This is a genomic window from Candidatus Methylacidiphilum fumarolicum (assembly GCF_949774925.1).
Lineage (GTDB): Bacteria > Verrucomicrobiota > Verrucomicrobiia > Methylacidiphilales > Methylacidiphilaceae > Methylacidiphilum > Methylacidiphilum fumarolicum.
In genome coordinates, this window is record NZ_OX458932.1 from 1938816 (window position 1) to 1954918 (window position 16103).

General features: G+C 42.3%; 10 protein-coding genes. 7 read left to right on the forward strand and 3 right to left on the reverse strand.

Annotation, left to right across the window (positions count from 1 at the left end; translation table 11 throughout):
- Nucleotides 1–2: 2 nt before the first annotated feature.
- The gene (locus QOL44_RS08835) at nt 3–1073 is read right to left on the reverse strand and encodes a class 1 fructose-bisphosphatase (RefSeq protein WP_009059355.1); all 1071 of its coding nucleotides are present in this window, start codon (nt 1071–1073) and stop codon (nt 3–5) included.
- 322 nt (nt 1074–1395) lie between these two features.
- Here QOL44_RS08835 and QOL44_RS08840 point away from each other — a divergent pair, with 322 nt between their 5' ends.
- The 3 genes from QOL44_RS08840 (at nt 1396) to QOL44_RS08850 (ending at nt 6561) form a co-directional block, all read left to right on the forward strand.
- Nucleotides 1396–3003 carry a TolC family protein gene (locus QOL44_RS08840; RefSeq protein ID WP_009059357.1) on the forward strand — a complete coding sequence of 536 codons (1608 nt, stop codon included), beginning with the start codon at nt 1396–1398 and terminating at the stop codon, nt 3001–3003.
- Nucleotide 3004: 1 nt separating this feature from the next.
- Entirely contained in the window at nt 3005–6256 is a 3252-nt protein-coding gene (locus tag QOL44_RS08845; RefSeq protein WP_009059358.1) for an efflux RND transporter permease subunit, read from the forward strand.
- Nucleotides 6257–6345: 89 nt separating this feature from the next.
- Nucleotides 6346–6561, forward strand: a complete 216-nt coding sequence (locus QOL44_RS08850) for a YgaP family membrane protein (RefSeq protein ID WP_045086510.1) — start codon at nt 6346–6348, stop codon at nt 6559–6561.
- 540 nt (nt 6562–7101) lie between these two features.
- Here the strand turns inward: QOL44_RS08850 and proS are convergent.
- A complete protein-coding gene (proS, locus tag QOL44_RS08855) occupies nt 7102–8625 on the reverse strand; it encodes a proline--tRNA ligase (RefSeq protein WP_009059361.1) in 1524 nt (507 codons plus the stop codon).
- Between the two features lie 182 nt (nt 8626–8807).
- Here proS and gatC point away from each other — a divergent pair, with 182 nt between their 5' ends.
- The 3 genes from gatC to gatB all read left to right on the forward strand — a co-directional run bounded on the left by gatC (nt 8808) and on the right by gatB (nt 12062).
- Complete coding sequence (gene gatC, locus QOL44_RS08860) at nt 8808–9095, forward strand: Asp-tRNA(Asn)/Glu-tRNA(Gln) amidotransferase subunit GatC (protein WP_009059362.1); 288 nt, start codon at nt 8808–8810, stop codon at nt 9093–9095.
- The gene (gatA, locus tag QOL44_RS08865; protein ID WP_009059363.1) at nt 9092–10543 is read left to right on the forward strand and encodes an Asp-tRNA(Asn)/Glu-tRNA(Gln) amidotransferase subunit GatA; all 1452 of its coding nucleotides are present in this window, start codon (nt 9092–9094) and stop codon (nt 10541–10543) included. The genes gatC and gatA overlap by 4 nt, the downstream gene beginning before the upstream one ends.
- A gap of 61 nt (nt 10544–10604) precedes the next feature.
- Nucleotides 10605–12062 carry an Asp-tRNA(Asn)/Glu-tRNA(Gln) amidotransferase subunit GatB gene (gene gatB / locus QOL44_RS08870; RefSeq protein ID WP_009059364.1) on the forward strand — a complete coding sequence of 486 codons (1458 nt, stop codon included), beginning with the start codon at nt 10605–10607 and terminating at the stop codon, nt 12060–12062.
- A 33-nt stretch (nt 12063–12095) separates the two neighbouring features.
- Here the strand turns inward: gatB and QOL44_RS08875 are convergent, their stop codons facing one another.
- The gene (locus tag QOL44_RS08875) at nt 12096–13892 is read right to left on the reverse strand and encodes an N-acetylmuramic acid 6-phosphate etherase (RefSeq protein WP_009059365.1); all 1797 of its coding nucleotides are present in this window, start codon (nt 13890–13892) and stop codon (nt 12096–12098) included.
- 127 nt (nt 13893–14019) lie between these two features.
- Between QOL44_RS08875 and ligA the strand changes: the two genes are divergently transcribed.
- A complete protein-coding gene (ligA, locus tag QOL44_RS08880; RefSeq protein WP_009059366.1) occupies nt 14020–16095 on the forward strand; it encodes an NAD-dependent DNA ligase LigA in 2076 nt (691 codons plus the stop codon).
- Nucleotides 16096–16103: the final 8 nt, after the last annotated feature.

Here is a 16103-nt window from a genome sequence, read left to right on the forward strand (position 1 = left end):
GGTTAATCGTTTCGAAAAAGAGATCTGGTAGAAAAAAGTGGAGAATCAAATTCGGTCGGTTTGCCACTATCATAATCATAGTGATACTGGTTGAGCCGCTCGACCTCTTCTTTTGATCCAAGGATTACGGGGATCCTTTGATGTAGGCTTTGGGGCACAATGTCTAGAATACACTCTCTACCTGTAGAGATCATTCCTCCGGCTTGTTCGACAATAAAACCCATTGGATTAGCCTCATAGAGAAGACGGAGTCTGCCTGGCTTAGAAAGGTCTTTTGTATCCCTTGGATACATAAAAAGACCGCCGCGGATAAGGATTCTATAGACTTCGGCAACCATAGAAGCAATCCAACGCATGTTAAAATCCTTTCCTCTTGGGCCAGTCTTTCCTTTAATACACTCCTCGACATATCTTTTAACGGGAGGCTCCCAGAATCTTTCATTCGAAGCATTGATGGCAAATTCCTTTGTCGATTCGACGATACGCATATTCGGATGCGTTAAAGTAAAAATGCCCACCTCTCGATCAAGGGTAAATCCATGGACTCCGTTGCCAACCGTTAAAATAAGCATGACCGTTGGGCCATAAAGGGTAAATCCAGCTGCCACCTGCTCTCTTCCCGGTCTTAGGAAATGATGCTCTTTCAACGGCTCATTACCAACTGGCCCTTTTAAAATAGAGAAAATAGAACCAACGGTTAAATTCAAATCCAAATTGGAAGAACCATCTAGTGGGTCAAAAATAAGAAGATATTTTCCTTTTTTATGTTCAGGAGGAATAATATAGGGCTGTTCCATTTCTTCAGAAACCATGCCCTGTAGCTGATCTCCCTCCTCGCATATCTTTAAGAAAATGTCATTGGCAATTACATCTAAAGGTTTCTGCTCTTCACCCTGAACGTTGACTGATACATTGACTTCCATGGTGTTGAGCCTGCCTCTAGAGACAGCCGCAGCCACATATTTGCAAGCACTTTCAATATCATTGATCAACGAAGCTAGTTCAGGATCAATGGCGCCTTCTTTCCGCCGTTCTAACAAAAATTTACTCAACGTGACTCTGTGATAACTCATAGCCTATTTGCTTCGGTTTAAAAGATTTGCACTTATGCTTAAAAAGAAATACCCCTTTTTTCAATAAAAAAGAACCCTCCTTTTAATTTATTTTCTCTCTTTAAAAGAATCTGGCTAGAAAAAAATTGAATAGCAACAAATTCTTCCTATTATCTCTTGTCATTACATATTGGCATATTTTATGATCGTATCCAAAAAAATAAAATCTTTCTTAGATCAGAAAGGCAAAAAGATAAAACCGATATTTTTTAGCTGTAAAATCTGTTTAAAGAGCTCTTTATATAGAGAGAATGCAATAAAATCATTGAGCTAGGACCAGAACATGGCCAAAAAATTTGTTTTTACTCTTGCTTTTCTTTTCTTCTTATGGTTAACGGACAGGGGGATTGGCCAAGGAGAATCGGCTCATAATTTTAAAGAGACCGAAAAAAGTACTCCCTCTGCCCCCGTTTCATCTCCCATCCCATCTACTTCACCAATTGCACAGTCGACTCCCTCTTCTAGCCAAGAGTCAGCCATCCAACCCCCTGCACCTAACAGTTCTGTTGCTCCTTTAGAAGAGCAGATGGAGATGGCTTATAAGAAAAGCCCACCAATTCTCTCTTCCCATACCTTTCATGGCAAAGGCGGTAAAGCTGTGTTCATTGCTGTATGGAAGAAGATCCTTGCCCATTATCCAGAACTGAAGAAAAAGCATGCCAAGCTCTCTGAAGCAATTGCCCAAAAGGCTCTTGCCGAATCAGGCTATTATCCACGGCTCTATGGGTGGGCTGATTCACTTACTTCTGATAATCCAATTCTCGGTTTTATGATGCATTTAACCGAAAGAAACTTCACAGCTCAAGATTTCAACATCCACAATTTGAATCATCCAGGCACTGTTTCTAATCAAAATGCAGGCTTACTTGCGATTTTTCCGATATTTGATGCCATGCAAACTATCGATTCAGTGAAAGCAGCGAAGGATGCAATAAAAGCCAGAGAAGAAGAAGAAAGATATACCCGGATGGAAGCCTCCCTGCTATCGATCGATGCCTGGATTGGTCTTTTGTTTGCCGATGCCGAACTATTCAAAGCAATGTCGCAGCTGGAAGCCTCTAAAACAGACCTCAATGAAGCATTGCAACTGATGGAACAGGGACTAGTGCTTGGAGCAGATTTTTTCATGGGAAGATCCCTTGCAGCCTCCATTGAGCAGTCCAAAAATGGCTATTTGGCCAGAAAAAAAGTGGCGCTCGTTACCCTGAACACCTTGGCAGGCACTCCAGCTGAAGCAGAAATAGCGATTCCTAAAAATCTTCCTCGACCAAAAAAAATTTCAAAGCCTTTGAGTAGTTGGGTTCAAGAGGCCATCCTCTATAGAAGTGATCTTGCTGCCTTACGGCATCAAATTCAGGTTCAACGTACGGAAGTAAAACGTGAAAAAGATTCTATTATGCCCAACGTTAACGGGTTTGCTTCGGGCATGCTTGATAGTGATAATTTTACAACAGGTGGCCGAAGCTACACGGTAGGAGTGTTAGGGACTATGGCCCTCTTCGATCCCTCTAGAGATCCAAAAATAAAAAGAGCCAAAGCTGAAGAAGAGCAGCTGATCCATGAAGAAAGCGTGTTAAAAGACAACATTCAAACCAAATTAGCTCAAGCCATAACCGATTTAGAAACAGCTTATAGGGATTCTGAAATCCTTTATCATTCGATGAATGATGCCATTCAGGCTATTGTTATGACAAGAGACTTATACCGGGAGGGGAGGAAAACAATTGCCGATCTTATCCAAGCCCGCACGTATGGTTTACAAGTAGAAATTAGTTATCTTGAAAGCGTTGCCCGGTACGAGTCTTCAAAAGCCAAACTCTTTTTTCTTTCTGGCCAACTGGATGATTATCAAGTCCAAAACTTAGCGAATGAATTGGGAGGAGAAGAATAAAATGGCAGAAACTGAAATCGTTCACCATTCAGGAAATTGGGCGGGCCGATTCATTAAATTTTTTGCCCATTCGAAAATAACTCCCCTATTAATATTAGCTTCTATTCTTTTAGGAAGTTTTGCGCTCTACCAACTGCCTAGAGAAGAAGAACCGCAAATCATCGTGCCTATTTTCGACGTTTTCGTTTCAATGCCTGGAGCCAGCCCTCAGGAAGTGGAAAAAAGAATTGTTACCAATGGAGAAAGGATATTTTGGCAAATTTCTGGAGTCGAATACGTCTATTCTACAGCGGCTCCTAATGGTGCCCTCTTCATCGTTAGGTTCAAGGTAGGCGAAGATATGGAAAAGAGTTTAATCAAGCTCTATACCAAAATTTATTCTAACCTTGACTACCTACCTCCTGGTGCTTCCACTCCATTGATTAAAACAAGGTCTATAGACGACGTGCCTATCCTTGCGTTAACCTTTTATAGCCTCAATCGTTCTCCTATTGAATTAAGAAAAATCGTAGCCAATCTCAGAGACAGCATCAATCATCTCGCCGATGTCTCCGAAACAACAATAATTGGAGGAAGGAAAAGACAATTCCAAATCTTCTTTGATCCTGCTAAAATTGCTAAAAGACTGCTTTCTCCTCAGGAAATTTTCAATCTCGTCCTTCAAACCAACATCCGAATGCCTTCAGGGCACATCGAAACCGAACCGAAACTCATCGATGTGGAACCAAATTCTTTTATTCTCTCAAAAGAAGATTTAGAAAATCTTGTTGTGGGGGTTAGCCAAGGACAGGTCGTTTATTTAAAAGATGTGGCTAATATCGTGGATGGGCCTGATCAAGAAGAAAAAGAGGTCAGTCTCTTACCTGGTCCTGCTTGGGATGAAAAAGAGAAGCTTTCTGGAGAAGTACCCGCCGTCACCCTTTCCCTAGCAAAAAGAAAGGGATCCAATGCTACCTTTCTGGCTAATAAAATCCTAAGCACAATCAAAGAACTACAAGGCAAGATACTTCCTGAAGATGTCCATTATGTCATAACAAGAAATTATGGAGAAACTGCAGCCGATAAATCTAATGAACTTCTCAAACACATGGGCATAGCTATCGTCGGAGTTAGTATCCTCATTTGGTTTGCCCTTGGGTTTAGAGCTGCACTGGTCGTCATCATTGCTATTCCAACAACGCTTGCTTTAACCTTATTAACCTTCCATTTATTCGGTTTTACGATCAACCGGGTCACCCTCTTTGCCCTTATTTTTACTATCGGAATCCTCGTCGATGATCCTATTGTCGGTATCGAAAATATCGTTCGCCATATCCACTTAGCTTCTAACAGAGGCAAACTACTCCTCAATATTGTTATCGGTGCTATGGAAGAAATTGTCAGCCCTCTTATTTTAGCCACCATGGCAGTGATCGCAGCCATTTTGCCTATGGCTTTTGTTGGAGGGCTAATGGGGCCTTATATGCGACCAATCCCAATAGGAGCAAGCGCCGCAATGATCTTTTCTATGCTGGTCTCTCTCTCTGTGACGCCATGGGCAGCACACCTTTTGCTCAAAAACATAAGAGAAGCTAAAGATAAAGGAGAAGATCTGTTGACGCGAATCTACCGTACTATCATGAGCCCACTTATATACAACGGCTTTATCCGCTTTCTTTTTCTTCTTTTACTTCTTGCTCTCCTTCTTGGCTCTATTGCTCTTATTCCTTTAAAAGTCGTTAGGGCTAAAATGCTTCCCTTCGACAATAAAAACGAATTTCAGATTATTCTCAACATGCCCGAAGGAACTCCTGTCGAGAAGACAAGAGAAGTACTTGAACAAATGGCTAAAGTTGCCTTGAATATCAAAGAAGTCAAAAATGTGGAGATCCAAGCTGGAACCCATTCCCCGTATAATTTCAACGGCCTTGTCCGACATTATTTTCTACGAGAAAACCCTTATCAAGGCGATCTCCAAGTCAACCTAGTTGATAAACACAAAAGAAAAAGACAAAGTCATGAGATAGCAGAAAGTATCCGCAAAGAAATTAATGCCATTGCTTGGAAAGAGAAGGCGCACGCTCAGGTAGCTGAAGTGCCTCCAGGGCCTCCTGTTCTATCAACTCTGGTATTAGAAGTATACGGTCCGGACTTTAAAGAACGAAGAGCTTTAGCACTCAAGCTAGAACAGCTCTTTAGAGATACAGCCGGAATTACTGATATTGCCACTTACGAAGAAGCCGATCGTCCTTTAGAAAAGCTAGATATAGACATCGTGAAATCTTCGCTCAATGGTATTTCTTCAGAGTTAATTGCTCAGTCCATCACAACTGCATTGCATGGCTCCAGTCCCGGGTTAGCTCACTTACAGGATGAACCCGAGCCAGTCGATATCATTGTCCGGCTGCCAAAAGAAGACCGATCCACAGACAATCCCTTCCTTTCCATTTCCCTACTTTCTAGATTCATGCGACTGATCCCAATCGACCATTTAGTCACCAAAGTGTTAGGCTATCAAAATCTTTCCATCTACCACAAAAACCTGATGCCGGTTTCTTATGTCCTTGCTGATGTCACTAACGAAGTGGGCAGCCCGGTTTATGCAATCATCGATTTTCAAAAGAAGTTAGAAAAAATTACAGGACCAGATGGCAAACCTTTGGAAATTCTTTTTACCCATCAACCTATTAATCCCCTTGCTTGGGGAGTAAAATGGGACGGGGAATGGCAGGTAACCTATGAAGTATTTAGAGACCTTGGCACAGCTTTCGCTATTGTTTTAGTCCTCATTTTCATTCTAGTTGTGGGTTGGTTTCAGTCTTTTAAAACACCTTGGGCTGTCATGCTGCCCATTCCCCTCTCTCTTGTGGGCATCCTGCCTGCTCATTGGCTTACCGGCATGTTTTTTACTGCTACCTCGATGATTGGTATGATTGCGGGGGCTGGAATCGTCGTTAGAAACGCCATTATCCTTGTTGACTTTATCGAACTGCGGCTGGCTCATGGAGATAAGCTAGAAGAAGCAGTCATCGAAGCTGGAGCAGTGCGTTTTAGACCCATGCTCTTAACCGCTTCTTCAGTGATCGTTGGCAGCTCGGTCATTCTGTTTGATCCCATATTCCAAGGGATGGCCTTATCCTTGATGGCTGGTGAAATTGCTTCCACCATTCTTTCCAGAACAGCTGTCCCGGTTTTCTATTACCTCATCATGAAAAAGCACAAAGGAGGAGAAAAAGAAAAGCCTTTGTCCAGACCGGCCGAAGCTAAAGCCTAGCCAAATCGCAACTATATCTGTCAGTTCATGTAATATCCTGTTGCATTTTCATTTGATTCTAGCTATTGTTTTTATGAAAGGAGGCTACAATGAGTATCGAAAGAAAAGTGAGAGCCTTAGCTGGGAGTCTTGTGATTATCAGTTTATTGCTTTCTTTAGTGAGCAAGTGGTGGCTTCTGCTTACTGCTTTTGTTGGCTTGAATTTGTTTCAATCAGCTTTTAGCGGATTTTGCCCCGCAGAAATGGTTTTGAAGAAGCTCGAAGAAAAGAAGGCAACCACTTCTCATAAAGAAGCCCATTCTTAAAGAGAAAAACCATGACATTTTCCCTTCCCTAAGGGAAAGTGTCATGAGTTTACTTCTAATCGGTGGTAGAGAAGTTGGATGAATAGGGGGAGATCTTTTTCCTTATACCTCTTAATAAGTGAAGGGGGGTTTTTCCCCATTTATTGCTTGGCTCTTTTTAATGAATCCTTAGCTTATCAATAACTGAAAACAATTTCAGGCCTATTTGCCTGGATTTTTATAGCTATTTCCAACTTGCCCTGATTTACGAGTGAACGCCAGGAAAGCCCACACTTTTAAGAGTGGGATGAGAGGCGGCTTCATTAAGTTGCAAATGTCTAATGGTTGTGTTATAACATCTGGCCGTAGAGGGCTGGACCGGTCCGAACTAACGCCTCTGGAGAAGGAGACCGCTGCGCGGATACTGGGGAGCCACCCTACTATTCGTGTAAGTTTCCTTCGGTGAAAGAGGAAGCCCACTCTTTTAAAGGTGGGAGTAAGTCACTTAGTCCTTCTGCATCTATAAGTGATGAGGCTATTTTTTTTAGAAAGCAAAAGCTCCTAATAGGCTTTTGCAAAAAGGACTCGTCCCTTGCTTGGACGCCCAGAAAAAGGGCAGATCCCTGGAGTGTTCTGAGGATCCCAAGGAATACATCTAATAGTGATTTTAAGATCTTCCTTAAGCTTTTCTTCTGTTTCCCTTGATCCATCCCAATGGGCATAAGCAAATCCACCAGATAGCTCGTTTCCCTTGGAATCTTTGGAAGCAAAAAATTCATAAAATTCTTCTTTAGTGTCTATTAGCCTAGTATTTTGCTTAAGAAAATTCTCAGCTCTAGAATAAATTGCCTCTTGAATTTCAGAAAGCAGTTGTGGCAGCTTTTCCAAAAACACATGAGCTGGTAGCTGTTCCTTTTCTTTCACCCCTTTATCCCTTCTTTTTAGAGTAATTAACCCAGAGGAGACTTCCTGAGAACCTATTTCTATCCGTAGGGGAACTCCTTTCTTAATCCACTCCCAGGATTTTACCCCTCCTCCAATTTCTCTTTTGTCAATTTCGACTCGTATGGGTTCAGCAGCAAAACTCAATTTTTTTATTTCCTCAGCAAGGAAGTTGACAACATCCAAAACCTTTGTCTTTTCCTCTTCCTTTTTAAACAGTGGCAGAATAACCACTTGAATGGGAGAAACCGTTGGTGGGAGCACCAACCCATTATCGTCTCCATGCGCCATAATCAGTGTCCCAATAAGCCTGGTGCTTACTCCCCAACTTGATGTCCACGCAAACTCCATTTTCCCCTGACTATCAAGAAACCGAATGTTGTTGGCTTTCGAAAAGTTTTGCCCAAGAAAATGGGAAGTGCCGACTTGTACCGCCTTTCTGTCTTGTACTAAAGCTTCCAGAGTAAAGGTATTGTCAGCCCCAGGAAATCTTTCACTCTCTGGTTTCTCTCCTGTAATCACAGGTAAAGCTAAATAAGCCCGCATAAACTCCTCATAGAGCTTCAGTATAAAAAGGGCTTCTTCTTTTGCTTCTTCTCTAGTCGCATGCGCCGTATGTCCTTCTTGCCAAAGAAATTCAGTGGTTCTTAAAAAAAGCCTCGGCCGCATCTCCCACCGAACCACATTAGCCCATTGGTTGATTAGTAAAGGGAGATCTCGGTAGGATTGAATCCATCTTGAAAAGGCAGCCCCTATAATAGTCTCTGAAGTCGGCCTAATGACCAATGGCTCTGCCAGGGGGGAAGCAGGATGAAGTTTTCCATCTGGCCCTTTCTCCAACCGGTGATGGGTCACTACAGCACATTCTTTTGCAAAGCCTTCCACATGTTCAGCTTCTCTTTGAAGGTATTCCAGTGGAATAAAAAGAGGGAAATACACATTTTTATGACCCGTCGCTTTGATCCGCTGATCTAACTCTTTTTGAATTCTCTCCCATAAGGCATAACCCCATGGTTTTATAATCATGCATCCACGCACTTCAGAATTTTCTGCAAGATCAGCCGCTGAAACAACTTGTTGATACCATTCAGGAAAATCCTCGTTTCGCGTAGGAGAAATGGCAAACTCTTTTCTTAAATTCATCTTTGATCTATGTTAGTTGTTCATCAATAGCTTTCTATTATTCACCCCAGCATCCTTTAGTAAAGGGAAAGACGGAGCCAAAACATGAAGGAAACTTATGCGAAAGCAAAAGAAGGATCAAGAATTGTATAGTAAATTTTTCCTACTTGCATCTGCGCTCTTTATTCTTTACTTCATAGAAAATGGAAAAGCCATCGATAGATATTCAGTATGTTGCTGACCTAGCAAGAATATCTCTTAATGAGGAAGAAAAGAAGATGTTTGGCGAGCAATTTGCATCCATTCTTGGCTACATTGAAAAGCTCAAAGAGCTAAATATTGACGATGTGGTATTGAAAGGAGAAGAAGAAGGTTTTAAAAATAATCTTCGAGAAGATCTTCCTCAAGAAGGATTAGCCACAGAGGATGTTTTACGCAATGCTCCTCATCATGCCAATAACCTTTTTATTGTACCAAAGATAATCGAGTGAACTTATTCGAATACACAATCTCAGAACTCCGCAGGCTTCTTTGTCGCAAAGAACTCAGTCCCATTGAAGTCACCGAAGCACTATTTTCAAGAATAGCTGAGGTGGAACCTAAGATCAATGCTTACAATTATCTCAACCATGAAAGAGCCATTGAAAGAGCAAAAAACGTCAACGTCGATCTCCCATTAGGTGGTATTCCTATTGCCATCAAAGATAATATCAACGTAAGAGCTGAACCATGCCGGTGTGCTTCTAAAATTTTGGAAGGCTACCTCTCGCCTTATAATGCAACCGTCATCGAGAAACTAACAAAAGCGGGTGCTATCCCAGTGGGAAGAACGAACATGGACGAATTTGCCATGGGCTCTTCCACTGAAAATTCTGCAACGGGGCTAACCAAAAATCCTTGGGATTTACAAAGGGTTCCTGGAGGTAGCAGTGGCGGTTCTGCGGCAGCCGTTGCTTCTCACGAAGCCTTTTGTGCCTTAGGTAGTGACACGGGGGGATCGATACGCCAACCCGCCTCTTTTTGCGGCTGCGTGGGACTAAAACCCACCTATGGCCGAGTCTCACGCTATGGTCTGACCGCCTTTGCATCCAGTCTAGACCAGATAGGTCCCTTAACCAAAACGGTCGAAGACGCGGCTCTTTTACTAGAAGTAATCTCAGGCTTTGATCCTTATGATAACACTTCGGAAAAAATGCCAGTACCTCGTTTTTCTGAACTCCTAGAAACACTTTCTCTTAAAAATATGGTTCTAGGGGTCCCTAAAGAATACTTTATTGAAGGCATAGATGGGGAAGTTCGAGAGGCAATCAATAAAGCCATTGCTCATTTTGAATCTCTTGGGGCAAAAATCGAAGAAGTTTCTCTGCCACACACTCCTTATGCGGTAGCCACTTATTATATTCTGGCTACTGCCGAAGCCTCCGCTAATCTTGCGAGATTCGATGGCATCCGCTACGGAAGACGATCAAAACATTATGAAGACCTTCTGGATTACTATGGGAAAACACGAGATGAAGGGTTTGGTTCGGAAGTCAAAAGAAGAATTTTGCTTGGAACCTACGTGCTAAGCTCCGGCTATTACGATGCTTATTATCTTCGTGCTCTGAAAGTCAAAGAAAAGATCAAGCAAGACTTTTCTTCTGTTTTCAAAAAATGTCAGGCCCTTTTAACTCCTACCTCTCCCTTTTGCGCTTTTCGAATTGGAGAAAAATCTAACGATCCTTTGCAAATGTATCTGGCTGATATATTTACTATTGCTGTGAATCTGGCCGGGATATGTGGACTTTCTATTCCTTGCGGTCAATCCACTGAAGGGCTACCTATTGGATTGCAAATTATTGGCCCAGCTTGGAAAGAGGAAGTGATTCTTGCCCTTGGTCATCTGTACCAAAAATCTACCGGATGGAAGCCACCCATACCACCCTTAGAAAAAACGTAATTGAATGAATACTCTTTAGAAAGCATTTTATATTCAGACGAATCCAAAAAACTATTACGCTATGGAATACGAAGCAATCATAGGACTTGAAGTCCACGTCCAATTAAAAACGCAGACAAAACTTTTTTGTGGCTGCCCCGTAGAATATGGAGTCTTACCCAACAGCCGAGTTTGTCCTATCTGCTTGGGACTACCTGGCGCCCTTCCTTCTCCGAATAAGCAAGCCATCATTCTTACGATTCAAACAGGGCTCATGCTTGGATCAGAAATAGCTCCGAGAGGGAAATTCGACAGAAAAAATTACTTTTATCCTGACATGCCTAAAAATTATCAGATATCGCAATATGATCAGCCTTTATGCAAAGGGGGGGCTGTCGAGTTATACCCGTTGGCTTTTCCTAAAGACGCACAAAAAGATCCACAAGCTCAGTCCCGAAAAAAAATTAGGCTAGTGAGGATTCATCTTGAGGAAGACGTTGGAAAATCTTTCCATTTTGAAGACCACAGCGGAATTGATTTTAACCGGGCAGGAACCCCACTCATGGAAATCGTATCGGAAGCGGATATAAGAAGCCCTGAAGAAGCCTTCGCCTATCTGACAGCCCTTCGCCAAATATTACGATACGGCAACGTGAGTGACTGTGATATGGAAAAAGGCCAGCTTCGTTGTGACGTGAATGTTAGCGTCAAGCCAATCGGAGAGGGAAAATGGGGAACAAAATGCGAGATCAAAAATCTCAATAGCATTAGCGCGGTTCGGAAGGCTTTAAAGTATGAAATCCAAAGACAAATCCATATTTTACAACTCGGAGGCGAAATCTCACAAGAAACTTTGCGTTGGGATGATCTTAAAGGGCAAACATTCCCTATGCGAACCAAAGAATACGCCCATGATTATAGATATTTTCCAGATCCTGACCTTTTGACCATCCTGACTGAAGGAGAACTCATCGAGGAAGCTCAGAAACGAATCCCTGAATTACCAGAAGAAAAAAAACAAAGACTTTCTCAAAACTATGGCCTCACAGAGTACCAAGCCAGTGTGTTGGCTTCGGATCCTCAGCTAGCTGATTTTTTCGAAAAAGCGGCTGCTCAATCAGCAAATAAAGTATCAGTGGCTAATTTTTTAATTAACGATTATCTAGCAGTCGTCTCAGAATCTGAAACAGCTATTCCCATTCCACCGGAATATTTTTCGGAGCTATCCAACCTCGTCGATCAAGGCAAGCTTCACATGAAGCAAGCTAAAGAAATTGTTAAACTAATGGTTACGGAAAAGAAAAGTCCAACCCTTATCGTTGAGGAGAAAGGTTTTGCCCAAATCACCAGTCTGGATACCCTTGATGCTATCTGCAAAGAGGCCATCGAAGCAAATCCTAAAAGTGTTGCGGACTATCGCTCTGGGAAAACCGCAGCCATTAATGCCATCAAAGGCTACGTCATGAAAAAGACAAAAGGACAAGCCAATCCGAAAATTGTCCATGAACTTTTGGAAAAGAAATTAAACGAATTAGGCTGATTGCTTTGATCAAGATTGGGTTTTTGAAAAAGATTAAGGAGGAGAGCCTTGGTCTAATCGCGCTTTTTCTGATTCTAATTCAGAGATGACGGCGGCAAGCAACCATCCTTTTTTTTCTAATAAGGCAATAGCCGCCGGTTCGTCTAATCCATAAAGATGCATCAGTATCCGTAGCGAACGATACCGCAATTTCATGCTTTTAGGTTGTAGATTGATCATCAAATTATCTTTGACCTTGCCTGTACGGATCATGGAAATCGTACTCAACATATTCAAGACGATTTTCGTGGCTGTCCCTGCCTTTAGTCTGGTGGATCCTGCAATAATCTCAGGTCCTGTTGGTAGATCGATCGCCAAGTCAGCGTAAGGACAAGGCGGCCGAGATGGGTTACAGCTTAACAGCAAGGTTTTAGCCCCAATTGTTTTGGCAGCTTCTAGTGCAGCAATGACAAAAGGAGTTCTCCCACTGGCCGTTATTCCACACACCATGTCCTTACTGGTAACTCCACGGTTAAAAATGCTCTTAAAACCCTCCCTGCTACTGTCTTCTATGCCTTCCATACTGCGCCAAAGGGCATCGGCTCCACCAGCCATTATTGCTTGAACCATCTCAGGGGAGACGTTGAATGTCGGTGGCATTTCGCTAGCATCCAATGCCCCCAGTCTTCCGCTTGTTCCTGCACCCACATAAAAGAGTCGGCCTCCTTTTTCCAGTATCGAGCTGGTGGCGGCTACAGCCTCTGCAATCTCACGGCGACATTTTTCCAAAGCCTGCTGGACAAAGGTCTCCTCAGATATAAACAGATCAACAAGTTCCTGAATCGTTTTTTTCTCTAAAGAAGCAGAACGAGGATTTCTTTCTTCGGTCATAGACCGATCTAAGGCTTCTCGCTGGGTTTTATCTGGAAGAACATTTTCCATACTCATTTGGTAAACAGCAGAAGCGTAACCTAGAAGGCGTATAGCTCCTAGAGGCCCAGGAGTCCTGCATACGAAACACTCCGAAAAAGAAAGCAATTTTTTCAGCTGGTTTTGGAAAAGAGTGGTATAAAAAGAAGAATTTTCAAAAAGCCCTCCTACCAGAGCAATCCTTGGATTGGTTAAGCCCAACCTTCTGGCAACTATCTGCACCCTTAAGCCAAGCATGGAAGCTTCTCTATTTACTATTTCAAAGGAGCTTTCCTCTCCTTGTTCTGCCATGCTCAACACAATGGGAGCAAAAGAGGCTATAAAATCCTTTTTTGCAAAAGAAGGCAGAACATAGGAAAGGAAATCATCCATATCATTTCTACAACTCTGCCTAAGAAAAGCCTGAGCCAGAGCGGAAACATTTTTAGTAAGGTCAAAATCTAAATATATTCTTTCTAGTCCTTCCCTTCCTATTCTGTAACCGCTTCCAGGATCCCCTAGCTGTCCCCAACCTCCAGCCTTTTCCCATATCCCAGCCTTATAGCCAATAACATTGGAGCCCGTTCCAGCAATAACCAATATTCCTTCTTGATCCGGAGCAAAAGCTCTCGCATAGGCTGTACGAGTATCTTCAGCGATAATGACTTTTGTGGACTCAGGCCAAACAGACCTAATAATTTCCTCAAGGATTTTTTTTTCTTTTTCCGAATGGCAACCAGCAAATCCAGCACCTATTTGTTTAATCTCGACTCGTACTTTTTCTTTTATTGATTGGAACAGAGAAACTAACTCGCTTGTCGTTAATAGATGTACATTGCCCACTCCCTCGCTTCCCTTGGCTACCACCCCTCCTTTCTCCTCCTCCAGGACTATCCATCGAGTATGAGTGCCTCCACCTTCAATGCCTAACAATCTGCCCATTCTTTCTATTTTATATTGAATATCTTCTCTTCTGACAATCTTTTATAAAATAGAAGAGCCCAAAGGAAGGCTCGACGAGTATATTCCCTCTCTCTAGAAATATCTTCAATAAAAAAAGAGAGAAAAGTTGATCGAAAAGACTTTACCGTTTAATTTTTCGATTGAAGTGAACAAAAGCAAGCCTTCAACTTTAGACCCTTCTTTGTCGTTAAGTGAAATTAAGAAAAGGCATGATGAACTGGTAAAGCTCATCCAAAAATACGATCATGCCTACTATGTGGAGGCACGTCCCCTGATTTCTGATCAAGAATACGACAATCTCTATCACGAACTAGAAACCATAGAAAAACTTCATCCAGAGCTAATAACTCCTGATTCCCCCACACAAAGAATAGGAGAAAGCCCCTTAAGTGGCTTCTCGCAAGTCTCCCATCAAGTTCCCATGCTCAGCCTTGAAAACACCTATTCAAAAGAAGAGCTTTTTGCCTTTTTAGAAAGGATACGCCGAAGTCTTCCAGGGAAAAAAATCAGCTTTACTGTAGAACCTAAGGTCGATGGGATATCCATTAGCGTTATCTATAAAAATGGATTATTTAGCCTTGGAGCAACCCGCGGGAATGGGACCATGGGGGATGATATTACCCAAAACCTAAAGACTATCCATAGCCTTCCTTTAAGGCTTAACATGGAGAATCCTCCAGAACTTTTAGAAATTCGAGGAGAAGCTTACATGTCTCTAAAGGATTTTGAGAAACTCAATGCAGAAAGAGAGAAAGAAGGCAAGCCTCTTTTTGCCAATCCCAGAAATGCTACCGCTGGATCTCTCAAACAACTTGATCCAAGGATTGTGGCCCAAAGACCTCTTGCTGTGGTTTTCTATGGAGGAGGTCAACTAAAGGGTTTCGAATGTAAAACACAAGTCGAATGGCTCCTGTTCCTAAAGAAAATCGGCATTCCTATTCCTGTTCGCTTTTGGCACTGTAAAGACGAAAACGAAGTCTACGAAGCCACCTGCACTCTACAGGAAATTCGCAGCGATCTTCCTTATCCAACCGATGGAGCCGCCATTAAAGTAAACGAATGGGAGTACTATCCTATTCTTGGATACACAGCAAAAGCTCCTCGATGGGCCTTCGCGTATAAGTATGGAGCAGAAAGGGCAAGAACCCGATTGATTCAGGTTATTTTTCAAGTAGGCAGAAGTGGCATTATTACCCCAGTGGCGGAAATGGATCCCGTTTTTCTATCCGGAACAACAGTCAGCCGTGCCACACTTCACAATTTCGACCAGATAAAAAGACTCGATGTAAAGGTTGGGGATTATGTTTTTGTAGAAAAGGCCGGAGAAGTCATACCAGAAGTCGTTGGCGTAGACACCTCTCAAAGGACTGGCAAAGAAAAGGAGATTATCCCTCCTGAATATTGTCCTAGTTGTGGAGAAAAACTTTTCTGGGAAGGCATCTTTTTGCGTTGTGGTAATGAAAATTGTCCGGCTCAGCTAAAGGAAAGAATTCTCCATTTTGCCCAACGCAACGCCCTCGATATTCAGGGACTAGGAGAATCTCTTGTTGATCAGCTGGTTGATAAAGGCTTAGTCAAAGACATCGCTGATCTCTACGATCTCGATGAAAAGACTTTAGTCAGTTTGGAGAGAATGGGAAAGAAATCGGCACAAAATTTACTTCAGTCGCTAGAAGAAAGCAAGAAAAGGGATCTTTCTAGATTGATATTCGGACTAGGAATAACCCACATTGGCCAAAAAGCTTCTGAAGAACTTGCGCGATATTTTGGGTCAATGGACCGGCTTGCTAATGCTTCTGAAGAAGAACTGCTAGCCATTCCTTTTATCGGAGAGATCATGGCTAAATCGATAGTCTCCTATTTCCGTAAAGCCAAAAATAGAGAGCGCTTGGAAAAATTCCGAAAAATAGGCTTCAATTTCCATTCCTTACACTCTGGGTCTTCTTCTGGTCCTCTAAATGGTAAAACATTTGTCATCACTGGAACCCTTTCTGAACCTAGAGAATCAATTATAGCAAAAATAAACTCAAAGGGTGGGAGGGTCAGCAATACGGTTTCAAGAAAAACCAATTATCTTGTTGTAGGAGCAAATCCTGGCTCCAAATTGCACGAGGCAAAAAAATTAGGCATTCCTATTATGAGCGAACAAGAACTATTCCATCTCCTTAAAGAAAATGAATAGTCAAATGA

Coding starts and splice junctions, on each gene's coding strand:
- proS (WP_009059361.1), bottom strand. CDS start 8,625: ATGAATTTAAGAAAAGAGTTTGCCATTTCTCCTACGCGAAACGAGGAT.
- QOL44_RS08835 (WP_009059355.1), bottom strand. CDS start 1,073: ATGAGTTATCACAGAGTCACGTTGAGTAAATTTTTGTTAGAACGGCGG.
- gatC (WP_009059362.1), top strand. CDS start 8,808: ATGGAAAAGCCATCGATAGATATTCAGTATGTTGCTGACCTAGCAAGA.
- QOL44_RS08850 (WP_045086510.1), top strand. CDS start 6,346: ATGAGTATCGAAAGAAAAGTGAGAGCCTTAGCTGGGAGTCTTGTGATT.
- gatB (WP_009059364.1), top strand. CDS start 10,605: ATGGAATACGAAGCAATCATAGGACTTGAAGTCCACGTCCAATTAAAA.
- QOL44_RS08875 (WP_009059365.1), bottom strand. CDS start 13,892: ATGGGCAGATTGTTAGGCATTGAAGGTGGAGGCACTCATACTCGATGG.
- QOL44_RS08845 (WP_009059358.1), top strand. CDS start 3,005: ATGGCAGAAACTGAAATCGTTCACCATTCAGGAAATTGGGCGGGCCGA.
- QOL44_RS08840 (WP_009059357.1), top strand. CDS start 1,396: ATGGCCAAAAAATTTGTTTTTACTCTTGCTTTTCTTTTCTTCTTATGG.